The organism is Oceanobacter sp. ABM4_470, from assembly GCF_056158645.1.
Map to the genome: position 1 here is coordinate 55,298 of NZ_JBSWTR010000002.1, position 21,650 is coordinate 76,947.

The following is a 21,650-nucleotide window of genomic DNA, read 5'->3' on the forward strand; positions in this document are numbered from 1 at the left end:
ATTCAGGGGTAGCAATCTCTGCTATCATCCGGCACTGAATTTTTCGTGACGGATGATGGCATGTCCCAACTCAAAAACGATCGTTTCCTCAAGGCTCTGCTGCGTCAGCCGGTAGACCGTACCCCTATCTGGATGATGCGTCAGGCGGGCCGCTATCTGCCTGAATACAAGGCTACCCGTGCCCACGCCGGTGATTTTATGTCGCTGTGCAAGAATCCTGAGTTGGCCTGTGAAGTGACCATTCAGCCGCTGGAGCGCTTCCCGCTGGATGCTGCCATTCTGTTCTCCGATATTCTTACCATCCCGGATGCCATGGGCTTGGGTCTGTACTTTGAAACCGGCGAAGGTCCGCGTTTCAACAAGATCATTCGCACCGAAGCCGATGTACAGGCGCTGTCAGTGGTGAACACGGAATCTGACCTGGATTACGTGCTGAAAGCCGTGTCGACCATCCGTTCCGAACTGAATGGCCGGGTGCCTCTCATAGGTTTCTCCGGTAGCCCTTGGACGCTGGCAACCTATATGGTCGAAGGCGGCTCTTCCAAAGACTTCCGCCATATCAAGGCGATGATGTACGACACGCCGGAAGTCATGCACCAGTTGCTGGATGTGTTGGCCAAATCCGTGATTGATTACCTCAACGCCCAGATCAAAGCCGGTGCCCAGGCGGTACAGGTGTTCGATACCTGGGGCGGCAGCTTGAGTGATGTGTGTTACCGCGAGTTCTCGCTGAAGTACATGAAGCAGATTGTTGACGGCCTGATTCGTGAGCACGATGGTCAGAAGATTCCGGTCATTCTGTTCACCAAGGGTGGCGGTCAGTGGCTGGAAGCCATGGCCGATACCGGTGCCGACGCGCTGGGCCTTGATTGGACCACCGATATCGGTAACGCCCGTGCTCGCGTGGGTGACCGGGTGGCGCTGCAGGGCAATATGGACCCGTCGGTATTGTACGCCTCACCGGCGACCATTCGTGCCGAGGTAAAACGCATTCTGGACAGCTACGGCAAAGGCTCTGGCCAGGTATTCAACCTGGGCCACGGTATTCACCAGTTCGTCGACCCGGAACACGCCAAAGCCTTTGTTGAAGCGGTGGTTGAGCTCAGCCCTGAATATCATCTGTAAGCCTGACCACTGACGCGGCCTGACCGGTTCAGGCCGCGCCCTGCGGGGATGGCAGGGCATTGCTGACTCTGTGTCGCTGATTTTTGACTTGACCCGCCAGGCCTGCAAATCAGCTTCGTGATTCAGCGTCGCCCTGTCATCCGGAGCGGGCACCGGGTTTTTCAGAGGGCCCCTGGTGTTTGCTTGCTGGTAATCCTCTTGTCAGCCTCGCTTCAACCTCATTAGCCCCTCCTCAAAGTAGTATTGACGCTGGCTATCTGTCGGAGACAGGCAGTCAACTCATGATCCTAATCATGCTAAGCTCCAGTATGTCTGTAATGGTCGGAAATGCCCCTTTGGGCCCCGGGTGTGACCAGCCCGGTATGATGGACTTAACTGACAGGGCTTTGCCTTTATATGAACGTGTTCTGGATATTGCTGTTACCCATTCTGGGTATTATGGCCCCCTTGCTTGCGGCCAGACTCGGGCGTTCCGCCTGTGCCTGGGCCACGGCAGTCGCGCCTTTTGCGGCACTCGTTATCCTGATGCAGCAAACCTCGGGAGTGTTTGCAGGTCAGGTTGATACCTTCTCCATGGAGTGGATTCCGGTCCTTGGGCTCAATATCGAGCTGCATCTGGACGGACTGGCATACCTCTTCGCCTTACTGATTCTCGGTATTGGCCTGTTGGTCATCCTCTATGCCCGCTATTACCTGTCGGCGCAGGATTCGATGCCCAAATTCTATACTTACCTGATGCTGTTTATGGTGGCCATGTTGGGCATTGTGCTGTCCAACAACCTGATTCAGCTGTGGTTTTTCTGGGAACTGACGAGCATCAGTTCCTTCCTGCTGATCAGCTTCTGGTCTCACCGTACCGATGCCCGTAAGGGTGCTCGTATGGCGTTGACCATTACCGGTGCGGGTGGCCTGGCGCTGCTGGCGGCCTTGTTGATGATTGGCCATGTCACCGGTACTTATCAGTTGGATGAAGTGCTGGGAATGTCCGATGTGGTACATGCCAGCGGCTATTATCCGGCCATTCTGGTGCTGTTCCTGTTGGGCGCTTTCACCAAGTCGGCGCAGTTTCCGTTCCACTTCTGGCTTCCTCATGCCATGGCAGCACCTACGCCGGTAAGTGCTTACTTGCACTCGGCGACCATGGTGAAAGCCGGTATCTTCCTGATGGCGCGTTTCTTCCCGTTACTGGCCGACACCGATGCCTGGTTTATTGTGGTGTCGCTGACGGGTATGGCGACGCTGTTGGTCGGTGCTTACACCGCGTTGTTCAAACACGATCTGAAAGGCTTGTTGGCGTATTCCACTATCAGTCATCTGGGTCTGATTACCTTGTTGCTGGGTCTTGGCAGTCAGCTGGCGGCGATTGCTGCTGTGTTCCACGTGATCAACCACGCCATTTTCAAGGCGTCTCTGTTTATGGCAGCGGGGATCATTGATCACGAGTCGGGCACCCGTGATATGCGCAAACTCAATGGCTTGTTCAAGTACATGCCGATTACCGCCACGCTGGCGATGGTGGCCGCAGCCTCAATGGCCGGTGTGCCGTTGCTGAACGGTTTCCTGTCGAAAGAGATGATGTTCGCGGAAACCCTTAACCAGTACACCCTTGGGGCCTTGTCCTGGTGGATTCCGCTGTTGGCGACCGTTGGTGGTGCGCTGTCGGTGGCGTACTCGCTGCGCTTTATGCATGACGTGTTCTTTAACGGTGAGCCGATTGGCCTGCCGAAAACCCCGCACGAGCCACCACGCTACATGCGGGTGCCGGTCGAGGTATTGGTGGTGCTGTGTTTGCTGGTGGGTATCTTCCCGCAGTTTGCCGTCGGCGATTTATTGAACGCTGCGTCTTCAGCGGTGCTGCAGACCCGCTTGCCGGAATTCCATTTGCACATCTGGCACGGCTTTAACGTACCGCTGGCGATGAGTGCAGTGGCCATTACCGTTGGCTCTATGCTGTATATCAAGCGTCGTCACCTGTTCCATTTCCAGGGCCAGTTCAACGAAATGGACGCCAAAATGATTTTCGAAGGACTGGTTCAAAGAACGGTTCGGATGGCAACGGCAATCCAGAACTGGCTGGATACCGACTCGCTGCAGCGGGCGATGTTCCTGTTGCTGTTGTTGGCGCTGGCGATGGTGTCTTACCCGCTGTTGAGCATGGATTCTGTTGAAGGCTCGCGGCCGCAAATCCCGACCAACTGGGTGGTGACTTTCTGTACCGGCCTGTTGATTGTGTCGACCATTCTGACCGTCTGGTGGAGTCATCGTCGTTTGCGGGCGCTGTTGGCGCTGTCGGTGGTGGGTCTGGTGGTGTCGATCGCCTTTGCCTACTTCTCGGCACCGGATCTGGCACTGACCCAGCTGTCGGTTGAGGTGGTCACCATTCTGCTGTTCCTGCTGGCGCTGTTCTTCCTGCCCCAGCACAGCCCGGCGCTGGACAGCTCCTTGCGCAAGATTGTTCGAGACCTTGGTATTGCCGCCATGTTCGGCAGCGTGGTGGGGACCATCTGCTACGCCATGCTGACGCGGCCGTTGCACTCGATTTCCGAGTTCTTCCTCGCCAACTCGAAATCCGGTGGCGGTGGTACCAACGTGGTGAACGTGATTCTGGTCGACTTCCGTGGCTTCGATACCCTTGGTGAAATCACCGTACTGGGCATTGCGGCGCTGGGCATTTACAAGCTGCTGGCGCGTATTACGCTGGCGATGCCAACCGCCAACAGCGATGGCATTCCATGGTCGAAAGAGAGCCACCCGGTGCTGCTGGCGCTGATCTCGCAGAGCTTGCTGCCGCTGGCGCTGCTGGTATCGGCTTATATTTTCCTGCGTGGTCACAATATGCCAGGCGGTGGTTTTATCGCTGGTCTGATTACCGCCATTGCCTTGATCCAGCAGTACGTTGCCCACGGTGTTGAGTGGATGAAGCAGCGTATGCCGATCAACTATCAGGGGCTGATTGCCAGTGGCCTGTGTATTGCCATTTTGTCCGGGGTGGGTAGCTGGTTCTTTGGCCACAATTTCCTCAAGACCTGGTACGACTATTTCTACCTGCCAGGCATTGGCAAGTTCGAACTTGCCAGTGCCATGGTGTTTGATCTGGGAGTGTATTTGACCGTGATTGGTGCAACCCTGCTGATTCTGGCCAACCTCGGCAAGATGACGACGTCTGAGCGCTTGCGGGGAGGTCAGGAATAATGGAGTTCAGTTTTGCTCTGGGTGTCGGCTTTCTGGCCGGCGCCGGTGTGTTCCTGATGCTACGAGGCCAGACGTTCCCGGTGATTCTGGGGCTGACCTTGCTGTCGTATGCCGTCAACCTGTTCCTGTTTGCCAGCGGTCGACTGATGATCGATGGTGCCGCGATTCTGGGCACTGCCGAGGCGTACTCTGACCCACTGCCACAGGCACTGGTGTTAACGGCCATCGTGATCGGCTTTGCGATGACGGCCTTTGTGATCATTCTGGCCATCCGTGCCCGTACCGATCTTGGTAATGACCAGGTCGATGGACGTGAGTCCTCACTGACCAACGGTGAGTTGCTGGATCGCAAATACCGTAAGGACGTCAAGGAGGCCAAGCGATGATGACGCATTTGCCGGTCTTGCCGATCCTGATTCCGATGGTGATTGGTGCCTTGATGCTGATCCCGCCGTTTAATCAGGTTAATGCTGTGCAGCGCACATTGGGTGCTCTGGCATCCGTATTGATGCTGATGATCTCGATTCTGTTGTTGGTGGAAGTGGATACCAGCGGTACTCATCTGTACGCCGTGGGTGAATGGCAGCCGCCGTTCGGCATCCTGATGGTGGTCGATCGTTTGTCGGCCATTCTGCTGGTGTTGACCAGTGTGCTGACGTTGTCGGTGCAGCTGTTTGCCAGCTCCGGTGAAGACAGCCACGGCCGTTTCTTCCAGCCGCTGCTGATGTTTCAGGTCATGGGCATTCAGGGTGCATTCCTGACCGGCGACATTTTCAACCTGTTTGTATTCTTCGAAGTGCTGCTGATTGCCTCCTATGGCCTGCTGGTACACGGTGGCGGCAAACAGAAAACCGCTGCCAACGTCCACTACGTGATCCTCAACCTGGCCGGTTCGGCCTTGTTCCTAATTGCGCTGGGCATCCTCTACGGCACCTTCGGTACGCTGAACATGGCCGATATGGCCCGTGTAGCACCGACCATTGAAGGCGGTAACCTGACGCTGGCCAAGAGCGGCGCCTTGTTGCTGGTAGTGGTGTTTGGTCTGAAGTCGGCCATGCTGCCGTTGCAGTTCTGGCTGCCAAAAGGCTACAGCGCCGCCCCTGCGCCTGTCGCGGCCTTGTTTGCCATCATGACCAAGGTGGGCATCTACAGCCTCTGGCGGGTGCATCTGGGGATCTTTGGCTCTGAAGCCGGTGGTCTTGCGGATCTTGCACTGCCATGGATCTGGCCATTGGCGTGGTTGACGCTGGTGGTGGGGATTGTCTCGGTTCTGGCCAGTGAAACCCTGCGTCATTTGGCCGCCAATCTGGTGATGGTGTCGGTCGGTAGTCTGCTGTTGATGGTGGCCACTGCTACCGAGACGGCGACCAGTGCTGGTTTGTACTATCTGGTCCACAGCACGCTGGCAACGGCGCTTATCTTCCTGGTGGCCGGACTGGTGGTGAACCAGCGTGGCAAGGCCGAAGACCGTTTGGTATCGGCGCGTGCCATGCCGCAGGCGGCATTGATCGGCACCGTGTTCTTTATTGCAGCGCTGGCGCTGATTGGCATGCCGCCGCTGTCCGGCTTTATTGGCAAGGCGCTGATGATGCAGGCCACACTGGATGCAGGTGAGGCCAGTTGGATCTGGCCGCCGCTGCTGATTTCCAGTCTGGCGGCTCTGGTGATGCTGTCGCGCACTGGCAGTACCCTGTTCTGGCGTACCCGTGAGGGCAAGCCGGGTACGGCTGAGGTGCATCCGTTGCAATGGGCGGGCATCGCGGTCTTGCTGGTGGCTTTGCTGGCGCTGGTGGTTGGTGCTGGCTGGATGAGCGAATTCAGCGAACGTGCCGCGGCCGATTTGTTTGAGGGCATTGATACCTCGGTTCTGGCGGGAGGTGTGTCGAAATGATCAAACGTCTTTTTCCGATGCCGCTGCATGCCGTCATGCTGACGTTGGTGTGGCTGTTTTTGAACGATTTCAGCACCGGTCATCTGGTGCTGGGCTTGATGCTCAGCATTGGTATTTGCCTGTTGGTAGCGCCGATGAGTGACGACCATCCGAAGGTACAGAAGCCGTTCAAGGCGCTGAAATACTTCCTGATGGTGCTGTGGGATATCTTGCTGTCCAACTTTGAAGTGGCGATCCGGGTACTGTCCCCGAACTCCAGCCTGCGTCCCGGTCTGGTGGCCTTGCCACTGGATCTGGAAGGGGAATTCCCGCTGGCGGTGTTGGCCAGTACCATTTCGCTGACACCGGGCACCGTCAGTGTCGATTTTTCCGAAGACATGAAGTGGCTGTACGTGCATGTGCTGCACATGAAGACCGAGGACGATGTGATTCAGTCGATCAAGCAGCGCTATGAAACGCCACTGAAGGAGATTTTCTCATGCTAGCAACCGTACTGCTTGGCGTTGCCGTGCTGGTGGGTCTGGCGCTGGTGCTGAATGCCTGGCGTCTGATCATTGGTCCGACCGTGACCGACCGCATTCTGGCGCTGGATACCATGTACATTAACTGCATCGCGCTGATCGTCTTGCTGGGTATCTATTTCCAGACGGCGTTGTACTACGAAGCGGCGCTGCTGATCGCCATGTTGGGCTTTGTGAGTACCTCGGCGTTGTCCAAATACCTGTTGCGCGGCGACATCATTGAGTAGGAGAGAGTGCAGTGACCGTACTTGAATGGGTTGCGTCGTTTTTGCTGGTATTGGGTGGTTTGTTTGTGCTGATCGGTGCGGTCGGCATGGTCAAGCTGCCGGATATTTACACCCGCTTGCACGCGCCGACCAAAACCACCACGCTGGGGATTGGCTGTATCCTGATTGCTTCCATGTGTTTGCACGTGGCCGAGGGCCGTGGCCTGAGCATTCAGGAAATGGTCATCAGCCTGTTTCTGTTTATCACCGCGCCGGTGTCGGCCTATATGATTGCCAAGGCATCACTGCACCGTCGGGTGTCGATGCTGAAAGGTACGGCCAACAGCGAGCTGGCTGAAAAAGTCCGTGATCGTAAAGCGCCAGAGCAGCCGACCACGGATGAGCAGCGTCCCGCAGAGCACTGATCGCCCGATCAGATCGCTTCGAGCGCCTGTTGCAGGCGCTCAACCCCAATCACCGTCATACCTTCCGGAGACTGTTTCGGCATATTGGCCTTGGGCACAATGGCACGCTTGAAGCCATGTTTGGCGGCTTCCCGAATACGCTCCTGACCGGATGGCACCGGACGAATTTCACCCGATAATCCCACTTCGCCAAACACAATCGTATCCTGTGGGATGGCGCTGTCGCGGAAGCTCGACAGGGCGGCAATCAGCAAGGCCAGGTCGGCACTGGTTTCGGTTACCTTCACACCACCCACGACGTTGATGTAGACATCCTGATCGCCGAGGGCGATACCACCATGGCGGTGCAGTGCCGCCAGCAGCAGGTTCAGACGGTTTTGATCGAGACCGACTGCCACTCGCTTGGGGTGACCAAAATGGCTGTCGTCAACCAACGCCTGAATTTCTACCAGTAGCGGCCGGGTGCCTTCCCAGATCACCATCACCACACTGCCCGGCGACGGGTTGTCGTCGCGGCTGAGGAAGATTGAGCTGGGGTTTTTTACTTCCCGCAGGCCGGTGTCCAGCATCGCAAACACGCCGAGTTCGTTAATGGCGCCAAAGCGGTTCTTGATGCCTCGCAGGGTGCGGTAACGGCTGTCGCCGGAGCCTTCCAGCATGATGGAGCAGTCGATCATGTGTTCGAGCACCTTCGGGCCCGCCAGTGTGCCGTCTTTGGTTACGTGGCCCACCAGTAACAGCACGGTGTTGGTTTGCTTGGCAAAGCGGGTCAGCATGGCGGCACTTTCGCGTACCTGCGACACCGAGCCCGGAGCCGACTCCACCCCCTCGACGTGCATTACCTGAATCGAGTCGATCACCACAATGGACGGCTTGTGTTGCTGCAAGGTGTTGATCAGCTGTTCGACGCTGGTTTCGCTGAGCATGCTGAGCTTGTCGGTAGGAAGTCCCAGTCGATGGGCGCGCAGCGCCACCTGTTGCAGGCTTTCTTCACCGGTCACATAAAGGGCTGGCATTTGAGCCGCCAGGTGACACATGGTTTGCAGCAGTAGTGTGGACTTACCTGCACCCGGATGGCCGCCAATCAGAATGGCTGAGCCCGGCACCAGACCACCGCCTAACACCCGGTCGAACTCCTGCATACCGGAGCTGAAGCGCGGCCGTTCGGCCAGGTCGACGCTGGCCAGCGTCTGGATTCCCGCTTGTCCGGCAGCACCGGCGTAGCCTCCAAAGTTCTGGCTGCGGGCAGCGGTTTTGGACGACGACACCACAAATTCCTGCAAGGTGTTCCAGGCACCACAGCCGGTACATTGGCCCTGCCATTTGGAGTGGTCTGTGCCACAGTCATGGCAAACGTAGGCGGTTTTTTTCTTGGCCATGTCGTTGAACTCTACACCCTGCTATCTCGATGGAATGCAGAATAACACGCTGCACAAGGGCAGTGGGGCGGGCATAATGGCCACCAATTTGAATTTCACTACGGGAGCTGACATGTCGTTCGGTCGTCATATCGCCTTGATGAGCTTTTTGCTGTCGATGGGCACCATCGCGGTTACCTACTGGGTAGCGGCGCTACAGGGCACGGCAGAAATCTGTAACCCCTTTATTGAAGGCTGTACTGACATTACCCACACCGGCATGAAGGGCGATGGTGGCTTTATTTTCCGTGGCGGCATGGTCGCAGCCTGTGTGTATTTTGTGGTCTGGTGGATGCTGATGTCGGTATGGCTGGCACCGGTGGCGGGCAAGGTCAGTCGTGGTTTTATGAGCTTTTTTGGGGTGCTGGCGGCGGTAGGCCTGCTGGCCGGTACGGCGGTGTTGCTGCCGGAAAAAGCCGACACCAACTGGACCGTGCACGTGAAGGGCGCCAACCTGTTTTTCCAGGGCATGCTGATCGCTTTGACCATTAACTACGTACTGATTTTCCGCGCCCGTCGCAGCGGTTTTCAGGTGCCGTCTTTCTGGCTTAAAACCGTGCTGATTGCGTTGCTGTGGTTCCAGTTTATTGCGTTTGCGGGTGTCACCATCGGCGTTGAAATGACCAACGGCAAGCGCATCATCGAATGGTGGGCGACGCTGTTTATCGGTTTTTACTTTATCAGCAGCTGGTGGGACTGGAAGGACGTGCGCATTAGCACCGGGCAGTAGTAGCGGGGCTGGGGTGCGCACTGCGCACCGGAAGCCTGTTTCCTTTCTGATTAAAAATCGCCCCAGACATACTGCAATACCGACACCGCCGCCAACGCCGCGGTTTCGGTACGCAAAATACGTGGGCCCAAAATCAAACCCGAGAATTCCGCCTGTTGGGCCTGTGCCACTTCGGCTTCGGTAAAGCCGCCTTCCGGACCGACCATCAGTGCAATGCTGTAGGGTTTGTCGAGGGTGGCCAGAGGTTTCTGGTTGTGCGGGTGCAGAATCAGTTTGATGTTGGCATCGCAAGCCGCTACCCAGTCGCTCATGTGCTGTACTGGTAGAATCTCGGGGATGCGGTTGCGGCCGCTCTGTTCACAGGCCGAAATGGCCACCTTGCGCCAGTGCTCCAGTTTCTTGTCCATGCGATCGCCTTTCAGGCGCACGTCACAGCGCTCACTGATCAGTGGTGTAATGGCAGAAACCCCCAGCTCGGTGGCTTTCTGGATGGTGAAGTCCATCTTGTCGCCTTTGGAAATCACCTGACCCAATTGAATGTCCAGCGGCAGCTCGTCATCGCTGTGGTTGATGCTGCGTACGCGCACGTCAGCTTGCTTTTTGCCGGCCTGAATAATCTCTGCCTGATACTCGTTACCGTCGCCATTAAACAGCCGAATCGGGTCGCCAACGGCCATGCGCAGCACCCTGAGCAGGTGGATGCTGGCCTGTTCTTCCAGACTGATGGTGGCGTCGACGGTAAGGGCTTCAGGGGTGTAAATGCGTGGGGCGGCCATGGTATCAGCAAACTCGAATGTCGGAGCCAGCATCATACCAAAGCCAGTTGCGGTCAGTCTGGCTGATCTAGGTGTGGGTTGGCTTTTTCCGTGGCTGCTTCAGGGGCCGTGTTGGGAACAGCGGCCAACGCCTTGGCATCAAGGGTGGCTTTTACCTGTCGCCGTTGCAGCTGCATCATATGCTGAACCAACACTTCAAGGTTGTTTTCATCGACCGGCTCGAAGGCTGCTCGCACCAGAGAGATGCCGGGTTCTGAACCGGCTTCCAGCGCCACTATGCGGGAGGTCAGCACCAGATTCATATGGTCTGGCAACAAGGTCAGGTGCAGCCGGATAAAGCGGGCACCTTCAAGGTTTACCGAGGTTTCAAAACGGATGCCGCAGGCGCTCAGGTTGATGTCGACCGGCTTGTCCGGGATCGATACATTGGGGTCCTGATCCAAACCGGCGACCCGGTTCAGTTTCTGGTTCATTAACTGCAACAGCTGGGCAATGTCCGGGTGCTTGGATTCCACCCGATACAGCAGGGTCGAAATCTGCTGTTCCAGTTGTTGCAGGGAGCCGATTTCCGGGGCAACGTCTTCCAATCGTTCGATGATCTCAAGCCCCAGCAGGGCGCGGTCGTCCAGGCGAAAGTATTCACGTCGTTCGACGCCATCCCATGGCGTATTGGAATCAGAAGATTTCATTTGGTCTCAACTCAAAGTCTTCTGGTGCAGCATTCACCGCATCGTTGATTCTGTCCATATCCGGTTCGATTTCCGGCTCGTCGTCGTCGGAGTTAGGTCGGGTACGCAGGATAATGATTTCGACCCGACGGTTGCGTGCCCGGGAGAGGGTGTCCTCATTCGGTACCAGCGGCCGTGCCGAGCCATGACCGACAATCTGGAAGCGGTTTTCATCCAGTTCCGGGGCAATAAACAGCTCTTCTGCAAACGCCACCGCCCGAGCTGCCGACAGCGCCCAGTTGGAGCGGAAGCGGCCGCCACTGACCGGGATGTCGTCGGTATGGCCTTCCACCGAAATCATGCCCGGAATGGTTACCAGCGCGGCCCGGATCTTGTCGATTACCGGCAGAAAGCGGTCGGCAATGTAGTCGGAGCCGGAGGCAAAAGTGCCTCTCTGCTGAATCCGGATGATGATCTTCTGGCCAACAGTTTCAATTTCAATCTGGCCCTGGGCAATTTCTTCTTCCAGCAGGTTGGCCACCTGCAAGGCGTTTTCTTCGGTCGCCTCGTTGCTTTCCGACGGTTCCGGCTGGGTGATGGTTCGGGTTTGTTCGCCCATGTCGTTCTGGGCTTCTTCCTGCTGGGTGATTTCATCCTGACACATCACCTCCAGCGAGCTTTTGGTGATGTCGCTGGTTTTTTGCCGTACCTCGTTGATCGGGGTCGGTTCCGGAATCGATGGACTGAAATGACGGGCAATCACACTGGTGCCTTTTGGCGGATCATCGGCGTTGACCACGGTTTGCACACCGAAGGCATTCCGCAGCTCACCGGCCAGACGCTTGAACTTCAGTGCGTCCATTTCCGAGAACGACAGCAACAGTACGAAAAAGCACATCAACAGCGACATCAAGTCGGCGAAGGTCGCTACCCAGCCGGGTAGCCCCGCGGGGCAGGGGGGGCAATCCTGTTCTTCTTCAGCAGACATACGGCTTATTCTCCTGAAGGTGCGCGTTTGCCTTCGGCAATGTAGGCCTGCAGCATGGATTCAATCACACGCGGGTTCTGTCCGGCCTGAATGGCCAGCAGGGCATCGATGATCATGGCGCGTAAACGGTCTTCCTCGTCCTTGCGCAGCTTGAGCTTGTCGGCAATCGGCAGTGAGAACATGGTCGCCAACATGGCGCCATAGAGCGTGGTCAGCAGTGCCACGGCCATCGCCGGGCCAATGGTTTTGGGGTCATCCATGTTGGCCAGCATGGCCACCAGACCAATCAGTGTACCGATCATCCCCATCGCCGGGCCGGTATCACCAAGGGCTGCGAAAATAGACGAGCCAACGTCATGGCGGTCGCTGGCCAATTTGGCTTCCTTCGACAAAATGGTGCGCACCACGTCCGGGTCATGGCCATCGACCAGTAGCTGAATGCCTTTTGACAGAAAGTCGTCGCTGACTTCCTTGCCCTCCAGCGACAGCAGGCCGCCCTTGCGAGCCAGGCCTGCCAGTTCAACCACTTCTTCAATGATGACTTCCGGCTTGCTGAGCTTGAACGAAAAGCTTTTGCCCATCACCTTGCCCAAACCGAGCACCTGGCCGAGTTCGTATTTGATCATTACGGCAAAAAAACTGCCGACAAATACGATCAGGATGGAGGGTACGTTGATGAACATACCAATATCACCACCCATCACCATCGCCATGACCACGATGGCGAATGCACCAATAATTCCTACCAGCGTCGCGAGATCCACAACGGCTCCTTTTTGAATTCACAGAACCCTGAAATGAGTTTAGACAAACATTTGGTTTCTTCCTCCGAGTGGTCAAAATCCGTCCCGCTGACTTGTTGAAGCGGGGCGCAACCGCTACTGTTGCGCCATGGAACACAGGTGCAGATATGTCTGAACAACAGAATTTTGATTTTGAGCAGTCGTTGGCCCAACTGGAGGGCCTGGTGGAACAGCTGGAAAGCGGCGAAATGACACTGGAGCAATCGCTGGGTGCGTTTGAGCAAGGGGTGCGTTTGACCCGCGCCTGCCAGCAAGCACTGGCCGATGCTGAGCAAAAAGTACGGCTGCTGACGGAACAGAACGGGCAGAGTGTAGAGCAAGCCTTTACACCGCCGCAGCAAGGCGGCTTTGAATGACCGATCTGAAAGCCCGACTGGGTCAGGTACAGCAACAAATGGACGGCCTGCTGCAACAGGCTGTTGACCAGCTTGGCAGTCTTGACGCCCGCCTTGCCGAGGCCATGAACTATGGCTTGTTGAATGGTGGCAAACGCCTGCGCCCACTGCTGGCCATGGCTGCAGCAGAGGCTGTGGGTGGCCAGAGCGAGCAAGCCCATTCTGCGGCCGTGGCGATGGAAATGATCCACAGCTACAGCCTGATTCACGATGATCTGCCAGCCATGGACGACGACGATCTGCGCCGTGGCAAACCCACTACCCACATCGCTTACGACGAAGCCACCGCGATTCTGGCTGGTGACGGCTTGCTGACCGGCGCGTTTGAAATTCTGCTGGCAGATGCCACCTTGCAGCCGGGGCAACAGGTCGCCATGACCCGCTTGCTGGCACGCGCCGCGGGTGCTGCGGGTATGGTTGGTGGCCAGTCGATCGACCTTGGCCATGTTGGCAAGGCCATGACGCTGCAACAGCTGGAAGCCATGCACCGTGGCAAAACCGGTGCCTTGATTCTGGCGTCGGTGCAACTGGGTGCCATGGCGGTGCAATGGCCGCTGCCAGACAGTAGCAAGCAGGCACTGATAACCTATGCCGAAGCCATTGGTTTGGCGTTTCAGGTGCAGGACGACATTCTTGATGTCGAGGGTGATACCGCCACGCTGGGCAAACAGGCAGGTGCTGATATGGCACTCAACAAGCCAACCTACCCGGCTTTGCTGGGGATGGACGAAGCCCGTTTGAAAGCCCGTGAACTGGTCGAACAGGCGCTGCAAGCGTTGGATTGCCTGCGTCAGCAGGGGGGCGAAACCCGCCTGCTGGAGCAGTTGGCGCGTTACGTCATCGAACGGGATCATTGACTACAATCCCCCTGAATAACGGGTCAGCAACGGTTGGCCTACTCTTTGACGGCCACAATCGTTAGAATGGTCGCCCTTTTTTGCCAAACCCGCATCAGCTCAGACGCCGACGTCCGGGTTGATTGACCGGAAACTCGACCGTGATGTTTACCGAAATACCGAGTTTGCGCCCGGAAACACCGTTACTGGACGCAATAAACAGCCCTGCCGACCTGCGAGAATTGCCGCCAGAGCAGTTGCAGGAAGTTTGCCGACAACTGCGCGAATTCCTGCTCTACAGCGTTGGCCAGTCGGGCGGGCACTTTGCTGCCGGTCTGGGCGTGGTCGAATTGACCGTGGCCCTGCATTACGTGTTCAGCACCCCGGACGATCAACTGGTGTGGGACGTGGGCCATCAGGCGTATCCGCACAAGGTACTGACTGGCCGTCGTGAGCAAATGACCAAAATCCGCCGTGAAGACGGACCGGCGGCATTCCCGACGCGCGACGAATCCGACTACGACACCTTTGGTGTGGGGCATTCCAGCACCTCCATCAGTGCGGCGCTGGGCATGGCTTTGGCGCATCGCCAACAAGGCCGTGAGCAAGACACCGTGGCCATCATTGGTGACGAAGCCATTACCGCCGGTATGGCGTTTGAAGCCCTCAACCATGCAGGCCACGAAAAGGCCGACATGCTGGTTATCCTCAACGATAACGACATGTCGATCTCCAACAACGTTGGCGCTCTGAACAAATACCTGACTCGAATCTGGTCCAGCAAAACCTACTCCGCCATGCGCGCAGGCAGCAAAAAGGTACTGGAGAAGATTCCGGCGGCGTGGGAATTTGCCCGCCGTACCGAAGAACATATGAAAGGCATGGTGGCTCCGGGCACCCTGTTTGAAGAATTCGGCTTCAATTACTTTGGCCCGGTTGATGGCCATGACATTGAAGAGCTGGTGAAAACACTGCGCAATCTGTCCGAACTCAAGGGCCCACGCTTCCTTCATATTGTGACGCGCAAGGGCAAGGGCTTCCTGCCAGCAGAGCAGGACCCTATTGGTTATCACGCACTCAAGCCGGTCGCCAGCAGTGCCAGTGCGGGTAAGTCGAAGCCGACCTATTCGAATGTGTTTGGTGAGTGGCTGTGCGACATGGCCGCTGCCGACCAGCGTTTGGCGGGCATTACCCCCGCCATGCGTGAAGGCTCTGACCTGATTCGTTTTTCCCATGAATACCCGGATCGCTACTACGATGTGGCGATTGCCGAACAGCACGCTGTGACGTTGGCGGCGGGCCTGGCTTGTGAAGGCAGCAAGCCGGTGGTGGCGATTTACTCCACCTTCCTGCAACGGGCCTACGATCAGCTGATTCACGACGTTGCGCTGCAAAATCTGGATGTGCTGTTTGCCATCGACCGTGCTGGTCTGGTCGGCGAAGATGGCCCAACCCATCACGGTGCCTACGATCTCAGTTACCTGCGCTGCATTCCGAATCTGGTGGTGATGACACCATCCGATGAAAACGAATGCCGTCAGATGCTTTACACCGGCTATCAGTTTGAAGGCCCGGCGGCGGTGCGCTACCCACGTGGCAGCGGTACCGGTGCGGCGCCAGAAAACACCATGCGATCCTTGCCAATGGGCAAAGGCCGCATGATGCGTGAATCGGCGGCGGGAGCAGGTAAGCGAGTCGCCATTCTGGCGTTCGGTGCGCCTTTGGCCAACGCGCTGCAAGTGGCGGAATCGCTGGATGCCAGTGTTGCCGACATGCGTTTTGTGAAACCGATCGACCATCAGCTGATTGCCGAGCTGGCAGCCAACCATGACCTGCTGGTGACGTTGGAAGAAAACGCCACCATGGGCGGTGCTGGCAGCGCCGTACTGGAATCCATGGCCGAGCAAGGCATTGCCTGCCCGGTGCTGTTGCGCGGTATTCCGGATCGCTACATTGAACACGCCAGCCCGGCCCGTCAGTGGCAGGACATTCAGCTGGATACCGAACAGCTTCTGGCCGCCATTGAGCAACGCCTGAGCCGCATCTGAGCGGCTTCTGATTCATAGCCAAGGACTGCTGACGGCTACGGCAGCCCGGTTTATCAATCATCTATCAATCTCGGATACCCGTCTGATCCCCTCAAACACACTCCGCAACCCGCGTTGTTATTCGGGGTTACAAAGCCGCCCTGCGTTTTCCCGAAAAACTGCTTAACTTACTGGTAACACTGTACGTTAGGGGGTAGCGGTGGTCGTCAATCGCTTGCTCGTTTTACCAGCCTTGATTCTGGCCGCAGCCTTGTGGTTTGCGCCGACCAGCACCGTTGCCTGGGTGGTTGTCGCCATGGCGGCAACGGCGTGGGTTTTTCGGTCTGCGCCGCGGTCTGACACTGCGCTGTCTGAAGCTGGTTTGCAGCCAGAGCCTGAAGCGCATGCGGCGGCAACCGATACCGGCGCGGGTCTGGTCATTTCTTTCGAACGCTTGCAGCAAATTGAACAAACCGAGCGACTGGCGGCGTTGGGCCAGTTATCGGCGGGCATTGCCCATGAAATCAACAATCCGGTGGCGTATGTCGACAGCAACCTGCGTGAGTTGCAGCAAGACTTCGACAGCCTGCGTGATTTCATCAAGTCGATGGATAGTGCCGCCGACCTGATCGGCCGGGATCATCCTGCCACCCAGCACATGCTCTCGGCTTATCGTCAGAATCGCATTCCTGAAGTGCTCGAGTTCTTGCCTGACCGTCTGGAAGATGCGGTGAATGGCATTGAGCGCATTGGCCAGATCGTCCGTGACATGAAGCGGCTGGTGAAGGGCGGTCACGGCCCCAAGGTGCCGTGCGTTATCAATGAAGAGCTGCGAGCCATTGTTAACATCGCCAAAACCCGCCTCAAGGGTGGCTTGTCGCTGGACGCCGAGCTGCTGGACGTCAGCCCGACGCTGCTGTGTAACGCCTCCCAGGTTGGTCAGGTGGTACTGAATATTCTGGTTAACGCCATTCAGGCAGTAGACCCGGAGTCTGGTCATATCCGCTTGCTGGAACGACTGCACGAGCGTGAGCTGGAACTGGTGATTGAAGATAATGGCCCCGGCATGACCGACGAAGTTCGGGAAAAAATATTTGATCCTTTTTTTACCACCAAGAGCGACGACGACGGAACCGGTATGGGGTTGTCCCTGAGTATGCAGTTGGTGCGCGAACACAACGGGCGCATCGAAGTGGAGAGTGAGGCTGGCAAGGGCACCACATTCAGGATTTTCCTGCCTTTGCCCCGGCAAGAGGAGAGCGGCAATGTTTGATGATTTCGTGGTTGAAGACACCAATGAAAAGTCCGGTAGGATTCTTCTGGTCGACGACGAACCGGCGGTATTGCAGGCGCTGAAACGATTGCTGTATCGCCAATACGAAGTGGTAACCGCAGAAGGTGGCGAAGCCGCGCTGCAAATACTGGAAGACGAAGAGTTTGATCTGATCATTTCGGACATGCGGATGCCCGGCATGACCGGCGATGTGTTGCTGAAAACCTGTTACGAGCGTTATCCGGACATGGTGCGGGTGCTGCTGACCGGCTATTCCGACATTGAATCGACCATCAAGGCGGTTAATGAAGGCAACATCTTCCGCTACGTCAACAAGCCATGGGACAACCAGGAGTTGCGCGGCATCATTGCCGATGCCCTGCAAACCGCGGTACTGAAAGACGCCAACCAGCGTTTGCAGGCGCGCATCGTTGACCAGAACGCCGAGCTGGCTCGCTTGAACAAGGAACTGTCGAGTCAGGTTGAGGTTAAATCCTCGGAAGCCGGTGCCGCAGAGGCCAAGCTGGATACTGCCTATCGCAGCCTGGTACAGGAATTCAACAGCATGGTGCACCTGCTGGTGGGCATCGTTGAGCAGCGCATTGGTGAAGAGCCGGGCAGCAGCGAACGACTGGCGCGCTTGTCGAAGTTGTTTGGTGAATTTGCCGGACTGGTGGGGCAGGAAATTCAGGACCTGTATTACGCCGCCTTGTTGAAAAACATCGGCAAGGTGCCACTGCCAGATGTGGTGCTGGTGAAGTCGCTGACCGATATGAACCTGGTCGAGAAAAAAGAGTACTCGCGCTTTCCCGTGAACGGCCAAACCACCCTGATGCTGCTGGAGCCTTTGCAGAACTCCGCCAATATCATTCGCTCGCACATGGAACTGTTCAACGGCAAGGGCTTCCCCGACAAGCTGGAAGGCAAGGCCATTCCGTTGCCAGCCCGACTGCTGCGCATTGTTACCGACTTTGCTGACCTGCAACGGGAGCACAACTTTTTGGGCGAGAAAATGAAAGACGCCGACGCCCGCGCTTTTCTGTTGAAATCCGCGGGCAGCCGCTATGACAGGGAGCTGGTCGACCTGTTTATGGAAGTGCTGGACGACTTTGGCGAAGGTGTAGCGTCGAATCTGGACAAGGTGCCGGTAGAAGAAGCGCGTGCCGGGATGGTGCTGGCATCCAGTTTGGTCAGCCCGGCAGGCGTGGTGCTGTTGTCAGAAGGTACCAAACTGACAGACCGTCATGTGATCAAAATGGCCGCGCTGGCGCGTCAGTACGAAGGTCACAAGATCTTGCTGACGGTGAAAGAAGGGACGGATTAAAACCAGATAGACTGAGCTGCCAGCTGAACGCTTCAGCTGGCGTGGTCGTCCTGATGAGTGATCTCGGCCGCAGGCGCTGCCTGAGCGGTCATCATATGGCCCAGTTTGCTGGCCTTGGTGTTCAGGTAACCGTCATTATGAGGGTTGCGGCCGACTTCAATCGCTACGCGCTCCACCACGTTCACACCGGCATCGCTGAGGGCTTTGACCTTGCGCGGGTTGTTGGTCATCAAGCGGATGGAATGAATGCCCAGATGGCTCAGCATCGGCTCACACATGCTGTATTCACGCATATCTGCACCAAAGCCCAACTGTTCATTGGCTTCTACTGTATCGGCGCCCTGATCTTGCAGGTTGTAGGCGCGAATCTTGTTCAACAAACCAATACCACGACCTTCCTGACGCAGGTACAACACCACGCCGTGGCCAGCTTCGGACACGGAACGCAGAGCGGTTTCCAGCTGATAACCACAGTCACAACGCATGCTGAACAAGGCATCGCCGGTCAGGCACTCTGAGTGCGCGCGAGCCAGTACCGGTTCACCATTGGCCACATCACCCATCGTCAGAGCGACGTGCTCTTTGCCGGTAATCGTGTCTTCAAAGCCGTGCATGGTGAAGACACCGAAGGGCGTCGGCAATTTGGATGATGCGATGTACTGAATGGTCAAGGCTTCCACCTCCGATGAAACAGGCGGCGTAGTCTACCAGCAGTCGCAGTGTTCACCAAAGTACGGGTTACAATGGTCAGGCGTCATCGGCTGTCGTTTGTTGGCACTGGCAGCCGTTACATGGGAGCAGGGGCGCAGAAATGGCCAAAATCGGCACAAATCTGAGCTGAATCGTCGTTAAACTGTGCTCTGTGGTTAACCCCCGCCAACACTGTGTTTCATTCATGCAGGTGCGCTTTTTATGTTGATCGTGATGTCAGTGCTGATTTTGTTGGCCATCGTGTTGCTGCCCAATCTCTGGGTGCAGTATGTGCTGCGCAAACACAGCAAGGTGCGCAAGGATTTTCCTGGCGACGGTGCGGACATGGCGCGCCATCTGATTGCCCGTCATGGCATCGACGGCGTGGTGGTAGAAAGTACGGAACTGGGGGATCACTACGACCCATCAAAACGAGCGGTGCGGCTGACGGCAGACAAGTATTCACGCCGTAGCCTGACCGCCGTGGTGGTCGCTGCCCATGAAGTGGGTCATGCATTGCAGCATCATCGTCAGGAGCCCATGTTCATAACCAGGGGGCGGCTGGCAGTGTTGTCAGCCTGGGTGCAACGGCTGGCTCCGGTGGCGCTGTTGGCCACGCCGCTATTGGCGTTTGTGAATCCGGCGGTCAGTCGTTGGTCAATCCTGATTGCACTGGGAGCCATGCTCATCAGCACATTGGTGCATCTGGTAACCCTGCCGGTGGAATTGGATGCCAGCTTTGGCAAGGCGCTGCCGATGTTGCAGCAAGGGGAATATCTGGATGCCCGTGATATGGCCAAGGCAAGGACGATTCTGCGGGCGGCGGCCTTTACCTATGTGGCAGGCTCATTGATGAACCTGCTGAATGTGTGGCGTTGGTTGCGATTTCTGCGGCGCTGACGCCAATGTGTGGCGTTGGTAGCGTTATTTTAGAGGATTAGCCAAGCCACCAGGCGGCTAGCTGGATAATCCCCAAAGCCATCAAACCCGCGAGAATATCGTCCACCATAATGCCAAAGCCGCCGTGCACCTGATCGTCGAGCCAACGGATTGGCCAGGGCTTGAGAATGTCGAAGAAGCGGAACAGCACAAAGGCGGCCACGATCCACGGCCAGCCCGCGGGCAGGGCAATGCAGGTAATCCAGAAACCGACCCACTCGTCCCAGACAATGCCCGGATGATCGTGCAGGTTCATGTCATGGGCGGTTTTTCCACACAGATAAATACCCAGCACACTGGTGGCTACCAGCATCACCAGATACGCCGTCATCGGCAGGTCTTGTAACAGCAACCACCAAACCGGGACGGCTGCCAGGGTGCCCCAGGTACCCGGTGCTTTGGGTGCCAGGCCCGAGCCCAGTCCGAATGCCAGCCAATGCTGCCAGCGCGTGAGTGTGTTGGTGGCCAAGGTGATTCCCCCGCAAGAAACAAGGTCGGGGATGATAAGGCAGCGGCCGCCGAATACAAAAACTATTGACCAGCCGCGGAGCTCGGATCAGGCGGATTGAGCGCTGGCCAGCGGTTGCTGTGGCACGTCTTCAACGCCGAGTCGGGCCGGGTCAATCACCATAATGGTTGGCCGCACGCCCTCCACCAATTTGACGTGTTTGAGCCAGCCGCAGGCAAACGACGGCAGGAAACCATCGGAGCTGGAGTCCCGTTGGGGCTCGCTGGTCGAAAAGACCTCACCGATGGTTTCGACTTTCAGGCCAACCATGCTGGTGTCGTTTTTTTGCAGCATGATGATGGTGGGGCGCAAGCTGCCAGACACCAGTTCGCGGGCGTCGGCAAACAGGTCGCGTAGCCGTTGCAGGGTGGTTTCACGGTGGTGTTGCAGTTCTTTCAGCGCCTGTTGCTGGTGGCCGTCGGCGGCCAGTGTCAGCAATTCACCGGCCAGCTGATGGATACGACGGTGGGGCTGGTCAAATTTTTTCAGCAGGTGGGTCAGGTTCTGGTCATCGCTGTGGAAGTCGTTGTACCAGCGGCCAAATTTGCAGGTGTCGGGGTCGCGGCTGAGCGCAAATTCCTTGTTGTTACGAAGGGCCTGCTCGAGGGCATCCATCCACTGAAGGTGGTCTTGTTCCCGGTCTTTTAGCAGTTGGGTCAAATCCTGAATTTCGTGGCGCTTGGATGCCGCCCCCAGCAGCTCTTCCATGCCCAATAGCTGGCACACCTGCTTTTCAAACTGCACCGTGTTGATCATCTTCTTGCCGTTCTGGGCGATCGGCGTTTCCGGCAAGCTGTTGTCGGCGGCGATGTAGCGGACCCGATTCAATGACACGGCGTAGTGATTGTCATCGTGTGAAAAGCTGAGATATTCCATGGCAAAACCTGATGCTGATAGGCGTTTTCGCGGTTGCCC

General features: G+C 57.0%; 22 protein-coding genes. 14 read left to right on the plus strand and 8 right to left on the minus strand.

Annotation, left to right across the window (positions count from 1 at the left end):
* The first annotated feature begins 60 nt into the window (after nucleotides 1-60).
* From hemE to ACXADJ_RS17080, 7 genes are all read left to right on the plus strand, one after another.
* Nucleotides 61-1,125, plus strand: a complete 1,065-nt coding sequence (hemE, locus tag ACXADJ_RS17050) for a uroporphyrinogen decarboxylase (protein ID WP_475068347.1) — start codon at nucleotides 61-63, stop codon at nucleotides 1,123-1,125.
* Nucleotides 1,126-1,521: 396 nt separating this feature from the next.
* Nucleotides 1,522-4,317, plus strand: a complete 2,796-nt coding sequence (locus ACXADJ_RS17055; protein ID WP_475068350.1) for a monovalent cation/H+ antiporter subunit A — start codon at nucleotides 1,522-1,524, stop codon at nucleotides 4,315-4,317.
* Nucleotides 4,317-4,703 (plus strand): Na+/H+ antiporter subunit C, encoded by a 387-nt coding sequence (locus ACXADJ_RS17060; protein WP_475068352.1) that lies wholly within the window; start codon nucleotides 4,317-4,319, stop codon nucleotides 4,701-4,703. The genes ACXADJ_RS17055 and ACXADJ_RS17060 overlap by 1 nt, the downstream gene beginning before the upstream one ends.
* Nucleotides 4,700-6,208 carry a monovalent cation/H+ antiporter subunit D gene (locus ACXADJ_RS17065; protein ID WP_475068354.1) on the plus strand — a complete coding sequence of 503 codons (1,509 nt, stop codon included), beginning with the start codon at nucleotides 4,700-4,702 and terminating at the stop codon, nucleotides 6,206-6,208. The genes ACXADJ_RS17060 and ACXADJ_RS17065 overlap by 4 nt, the downstream gene beginning before the upstream one ends.
* Nucleotides 6,205-6,693 (plus strand): Na+/H+ antiporter subunit E, encoded by a 489-nt coding sequence (locus tag ACXADJ_RS17070; protein WP_051219281.1) that lies wholly within the window; start codon nucleotides 6,205-6,207, stop codon nucleotides 6,691-6,693. The genes ACXADJ_RS17065 and ACXADJ_RS17070 overlap by 4 nt, the downstream gene beginning before the upstream one ends.
* Complete coding sequence (locus ACXADJ_RS17075) at nucleotides 6,687-6,956, plus strand: K+/H+ antiporter subunit F (RefSeq protein WP_028293687.1); 270 nt, start codon at nucleotides 6,687-6,689, stop codon at nucleotides 6,954-6,956. Before ACXADJ_RS17070 ends, ACXADJ_RS17075 begins: the two co-directional genes overlap by 7 nt.
* 11 nt (nucleotides 6,957-6,967) lie before the next feature.
* Nucleotides 6,968-7,360 (plus strand): Na+/H+ antiporter subunit G, encoded by a 393-nt coding sequence (locus ACXADJ_RS17080; protein WP_475068358.1) that lies wholly within the window; start codon nucleotides 6,968-6,970, stop codon nucleotides 7,358-7,360.
* Nucleotides 7,361-7,368: 8 nt separating this feature from the next.
* Here the strand turns inward: ACXADJ_RS17080 and radA are convergent, their stop codons facing one another.
* Nucleotides 7,369-8,739 carry a DNA repair protein RadA gene (radA, locus tag ACXADJ_RS17085; RefSeq protein ID WP_475068359.1) on the minus strand — a complete coding sequence of 457 codons (1,371 nt, stop codon included), beginning with the start codon at nucleotides 8,737-8,739 and terminating at the stop codon, nucleotides 7,369-7,371.
* A gap of 76 nt (nucleotides 8,740-8,815) precedes the next feature.
* Here radA and ACXADJ_RS17090 point away from each other — a divergent pair, with 76 nt between their 5' ends.
* Nucleotides 8,816-9,508, plus strand: a complete 693-nt coding sequence (locus tag ACXADJ_RS17090; protein ID WP_475068361.1) for a Frag1/DRAM/Sfk1 family protein — start codon at nucleotides 8,816-8,818, stop codon at nucleotides 9,506-9,508.
* A 50-nt stretch (nucleotides 9,509-9,558) separates the two neighbouring features.
* Here the strand turns inward: ACXADJ_RS17090 and ACXADJ_RS17095 are convergent, their stop codons facing one another.
* From ACXADJ_RS17095 to pomA, 4 genes are read right to left on the minus strand one after another with little or no spacing between them, the layout of a single operon-like run.
* The gene (locus ACXADJ_RS17095) at nucleotides 9,559-10,284 is read right to left on the minus strand and encodes a 16S rRNA (uracil(1498)-N(3))-methyltransferase (RefSeq protein WP_475068363.1); all 726 of its coding nucleotides are present in this window, start codon (nucleotides 10,282-10,284) and stop codon (nucleotides 9,559-9,561) included.
* A 53-nt stretch (nucleotides 10,285-10,337) separates the two neighbouring features.
* Entirely contained in the window at nucleotides 10,338-10,973 is a 636-nt protein-coding gene (locus ACXADJ_RS17100) for a hypothetical protein (RefSeq protein ID WP_475068366.1), read from the minus strand.
* Nucleotides 10,960-11,940 carry a flagellar motor protein MotB gene (locus ACXADJ_RS17105; RefSeq protein ID WP_028293681.1) on the minus strand — a complete coding sequence of 327 codons (981 nt, stop codon included), beginning with the start codon at nucleotides 11,938-11,940 and terminating at the stop codon, nucleotides 10,960-10,962. The genes ACXADJ_RS17100 and ACXADJ_RS17105 overlap by 14 nt, the downstream gene beginning before the upstream one ends.
* A 5-nt stretch (nucleotides 11,941-11,945) precedes the next feature.
* Nucleotides 11,946-12,704, minus strand: a complete 759-nt coding sequence (pomA, locus tag ACXADJ_RS17110; protein WP_028293680.1) for a flagellar motor protein PomA — start codon at nucleotides 12,702-12,704, stop codon at nucleotides 11,946-11,948.
* A 146-nt stretch (nucleotides 12,705-12,850) separates the two neighbouring features.
* Here pomA and ACXADJ_RS17115 point away from each other — a divergent pair, with 146 nt between their 5' ends.
* The 5 genes from ACXADJ_RS17115 (at nucleotide 12,851) to nosR (ending at nucleotide 18,598) form a co-directional block, all read left to right on the plus strand.
* On the plus strand, nucleotides 12,851-13,099 hold the full coding sequence (locus ACXADJ_RS17115) for an exodeoxyribonuclease VII small subunit (protein WP_028293679.1): 249 nt from the start codon (nucleotides 12,851-12,853) through the stop codon (nucleotides 13,097-13,099).
* The gene (locus ACXADJ_RS17120; protein WP_475068371.1) at nucleotides 13,096-13,995 is read left to right on the plus strand and encodes a polyprenyl synthetase family protein; all 900 of its coding nucleotides are present in this window, start codon (nucleotides 13,096-13,098) and stop codon (nucleotides 13,993-13,995) included. The genes ACXADJ_RS17115 and ACXADJ_RS17120 overlap by 4 nt, the downstream gene beginning before the upstream one ends.
* 143 nt (nucleotides 13,996-14,138) lie before the next feature.
* Nucleotides 14,139-16,022, plus strand: a complete 1,884-nt coding sequence (gene dxs, locus ACXADJ_RS17125; RefSeq protein WP_475069131.1) for a 1-deoxy-D-xylulose-5-phosphate synthase — start codon at nucleotides 14,139-14,141, stop codon at nucleotides 16,020-16,022.
* A gap of 214 nt (nucleotides 16,023-16,236) precedes the next feature.
* On the plus strand, nucleotides 16,237-17,274 hold the full coding sequence (locus ACXADJ_RS17130; RefSeq protein ID WP_475068372.1) for a sensor histidine kinase: 1,038 nt from the start codon (nucleotides 16,237-16,239) through the stop codon (nucleotides 17,272-17,274).
* Complete coding sequence (gene nosR / locus ACXADJ_RS17135; protein WP_475068374.1) at nucleotides 17,267-18,598, plus strand: response regulator c-di-GMP phosphodiesterase, NosR family; 1,332 nt, start codon at nucleotides 17,267-17,269, stop codon at nucleotides 18,596-18,598. Before ACXADJ_RS17130 ends, nosR begins: the two co-directional genes overlap by 8 nt.
* Nucleotides 18,599-18,630: 32 nt before the next feature.
* Here the strand turns inward: nosR and ribA are convergent, their stop codons facing one another.
* A complete protein-coding gene (gene ribA, locus ACXADJ_RS17140; protein ID WP_028293674.1) occupies nucleotides 18,631-19,269 on the minus strand; it encodes a GTP cyclohydrolase II in 639 nt (212 codons plus the stop codon).
* A 241-nt stretch (nucleotides 19,270-19,510) separates the two neighbouring features.
* Between ribA and ACXADJ_RS17145 the strand changes: the two genes are divergently transcribed.
* Nucleotides 19,511-20,188, plus strand: a complete 678-nt coding sequence (locus ACXADJ_RS17145; protein ID WP_475068376.1) for a zinc metallopeptidase — start codon at nucleotides 19,511-19,513, stop codon at nucleotides 20,186-20,188.
* Nucleotides 20,189-20,225: 37 nt separating this feature from the next.
* Here ACXADJ_RS17145 and ACXADJ_RS17150 read toward each other — a convergent pair whose 3' ends face one another.
* Both ACXADJ_RS17150 and ACXADJ_RS17155 read right to left on the minus strand, forming a co-directional pair.
* On the minus strand, nucleotides 20,226-20,696 hold the full coding sequence (locus ACXADJ_RS17150) for a phosphatidylglycerophosphatase A family protein (protein ID WP_036535922.1): 471 nt from the start codon (nucleotides 20,694-20,696) through the stop codon (nucleotides 20,226-20,228).
* Between the two features lie 87 nt (nucleotides 20,697-20,783).
* A complete protein-coding gene (locus ACXADJ_RS17155) occupies nucleotides 20,784-21,611 on the minus strand; it encodes a CZB domain-containing protein (protein ID WP_475068380.1) in 828 nt (275 codons plus the stop codon).
* Between the last annotated feature and the right edge of the window lie 39 nt (nucleotides 21,612-21,650).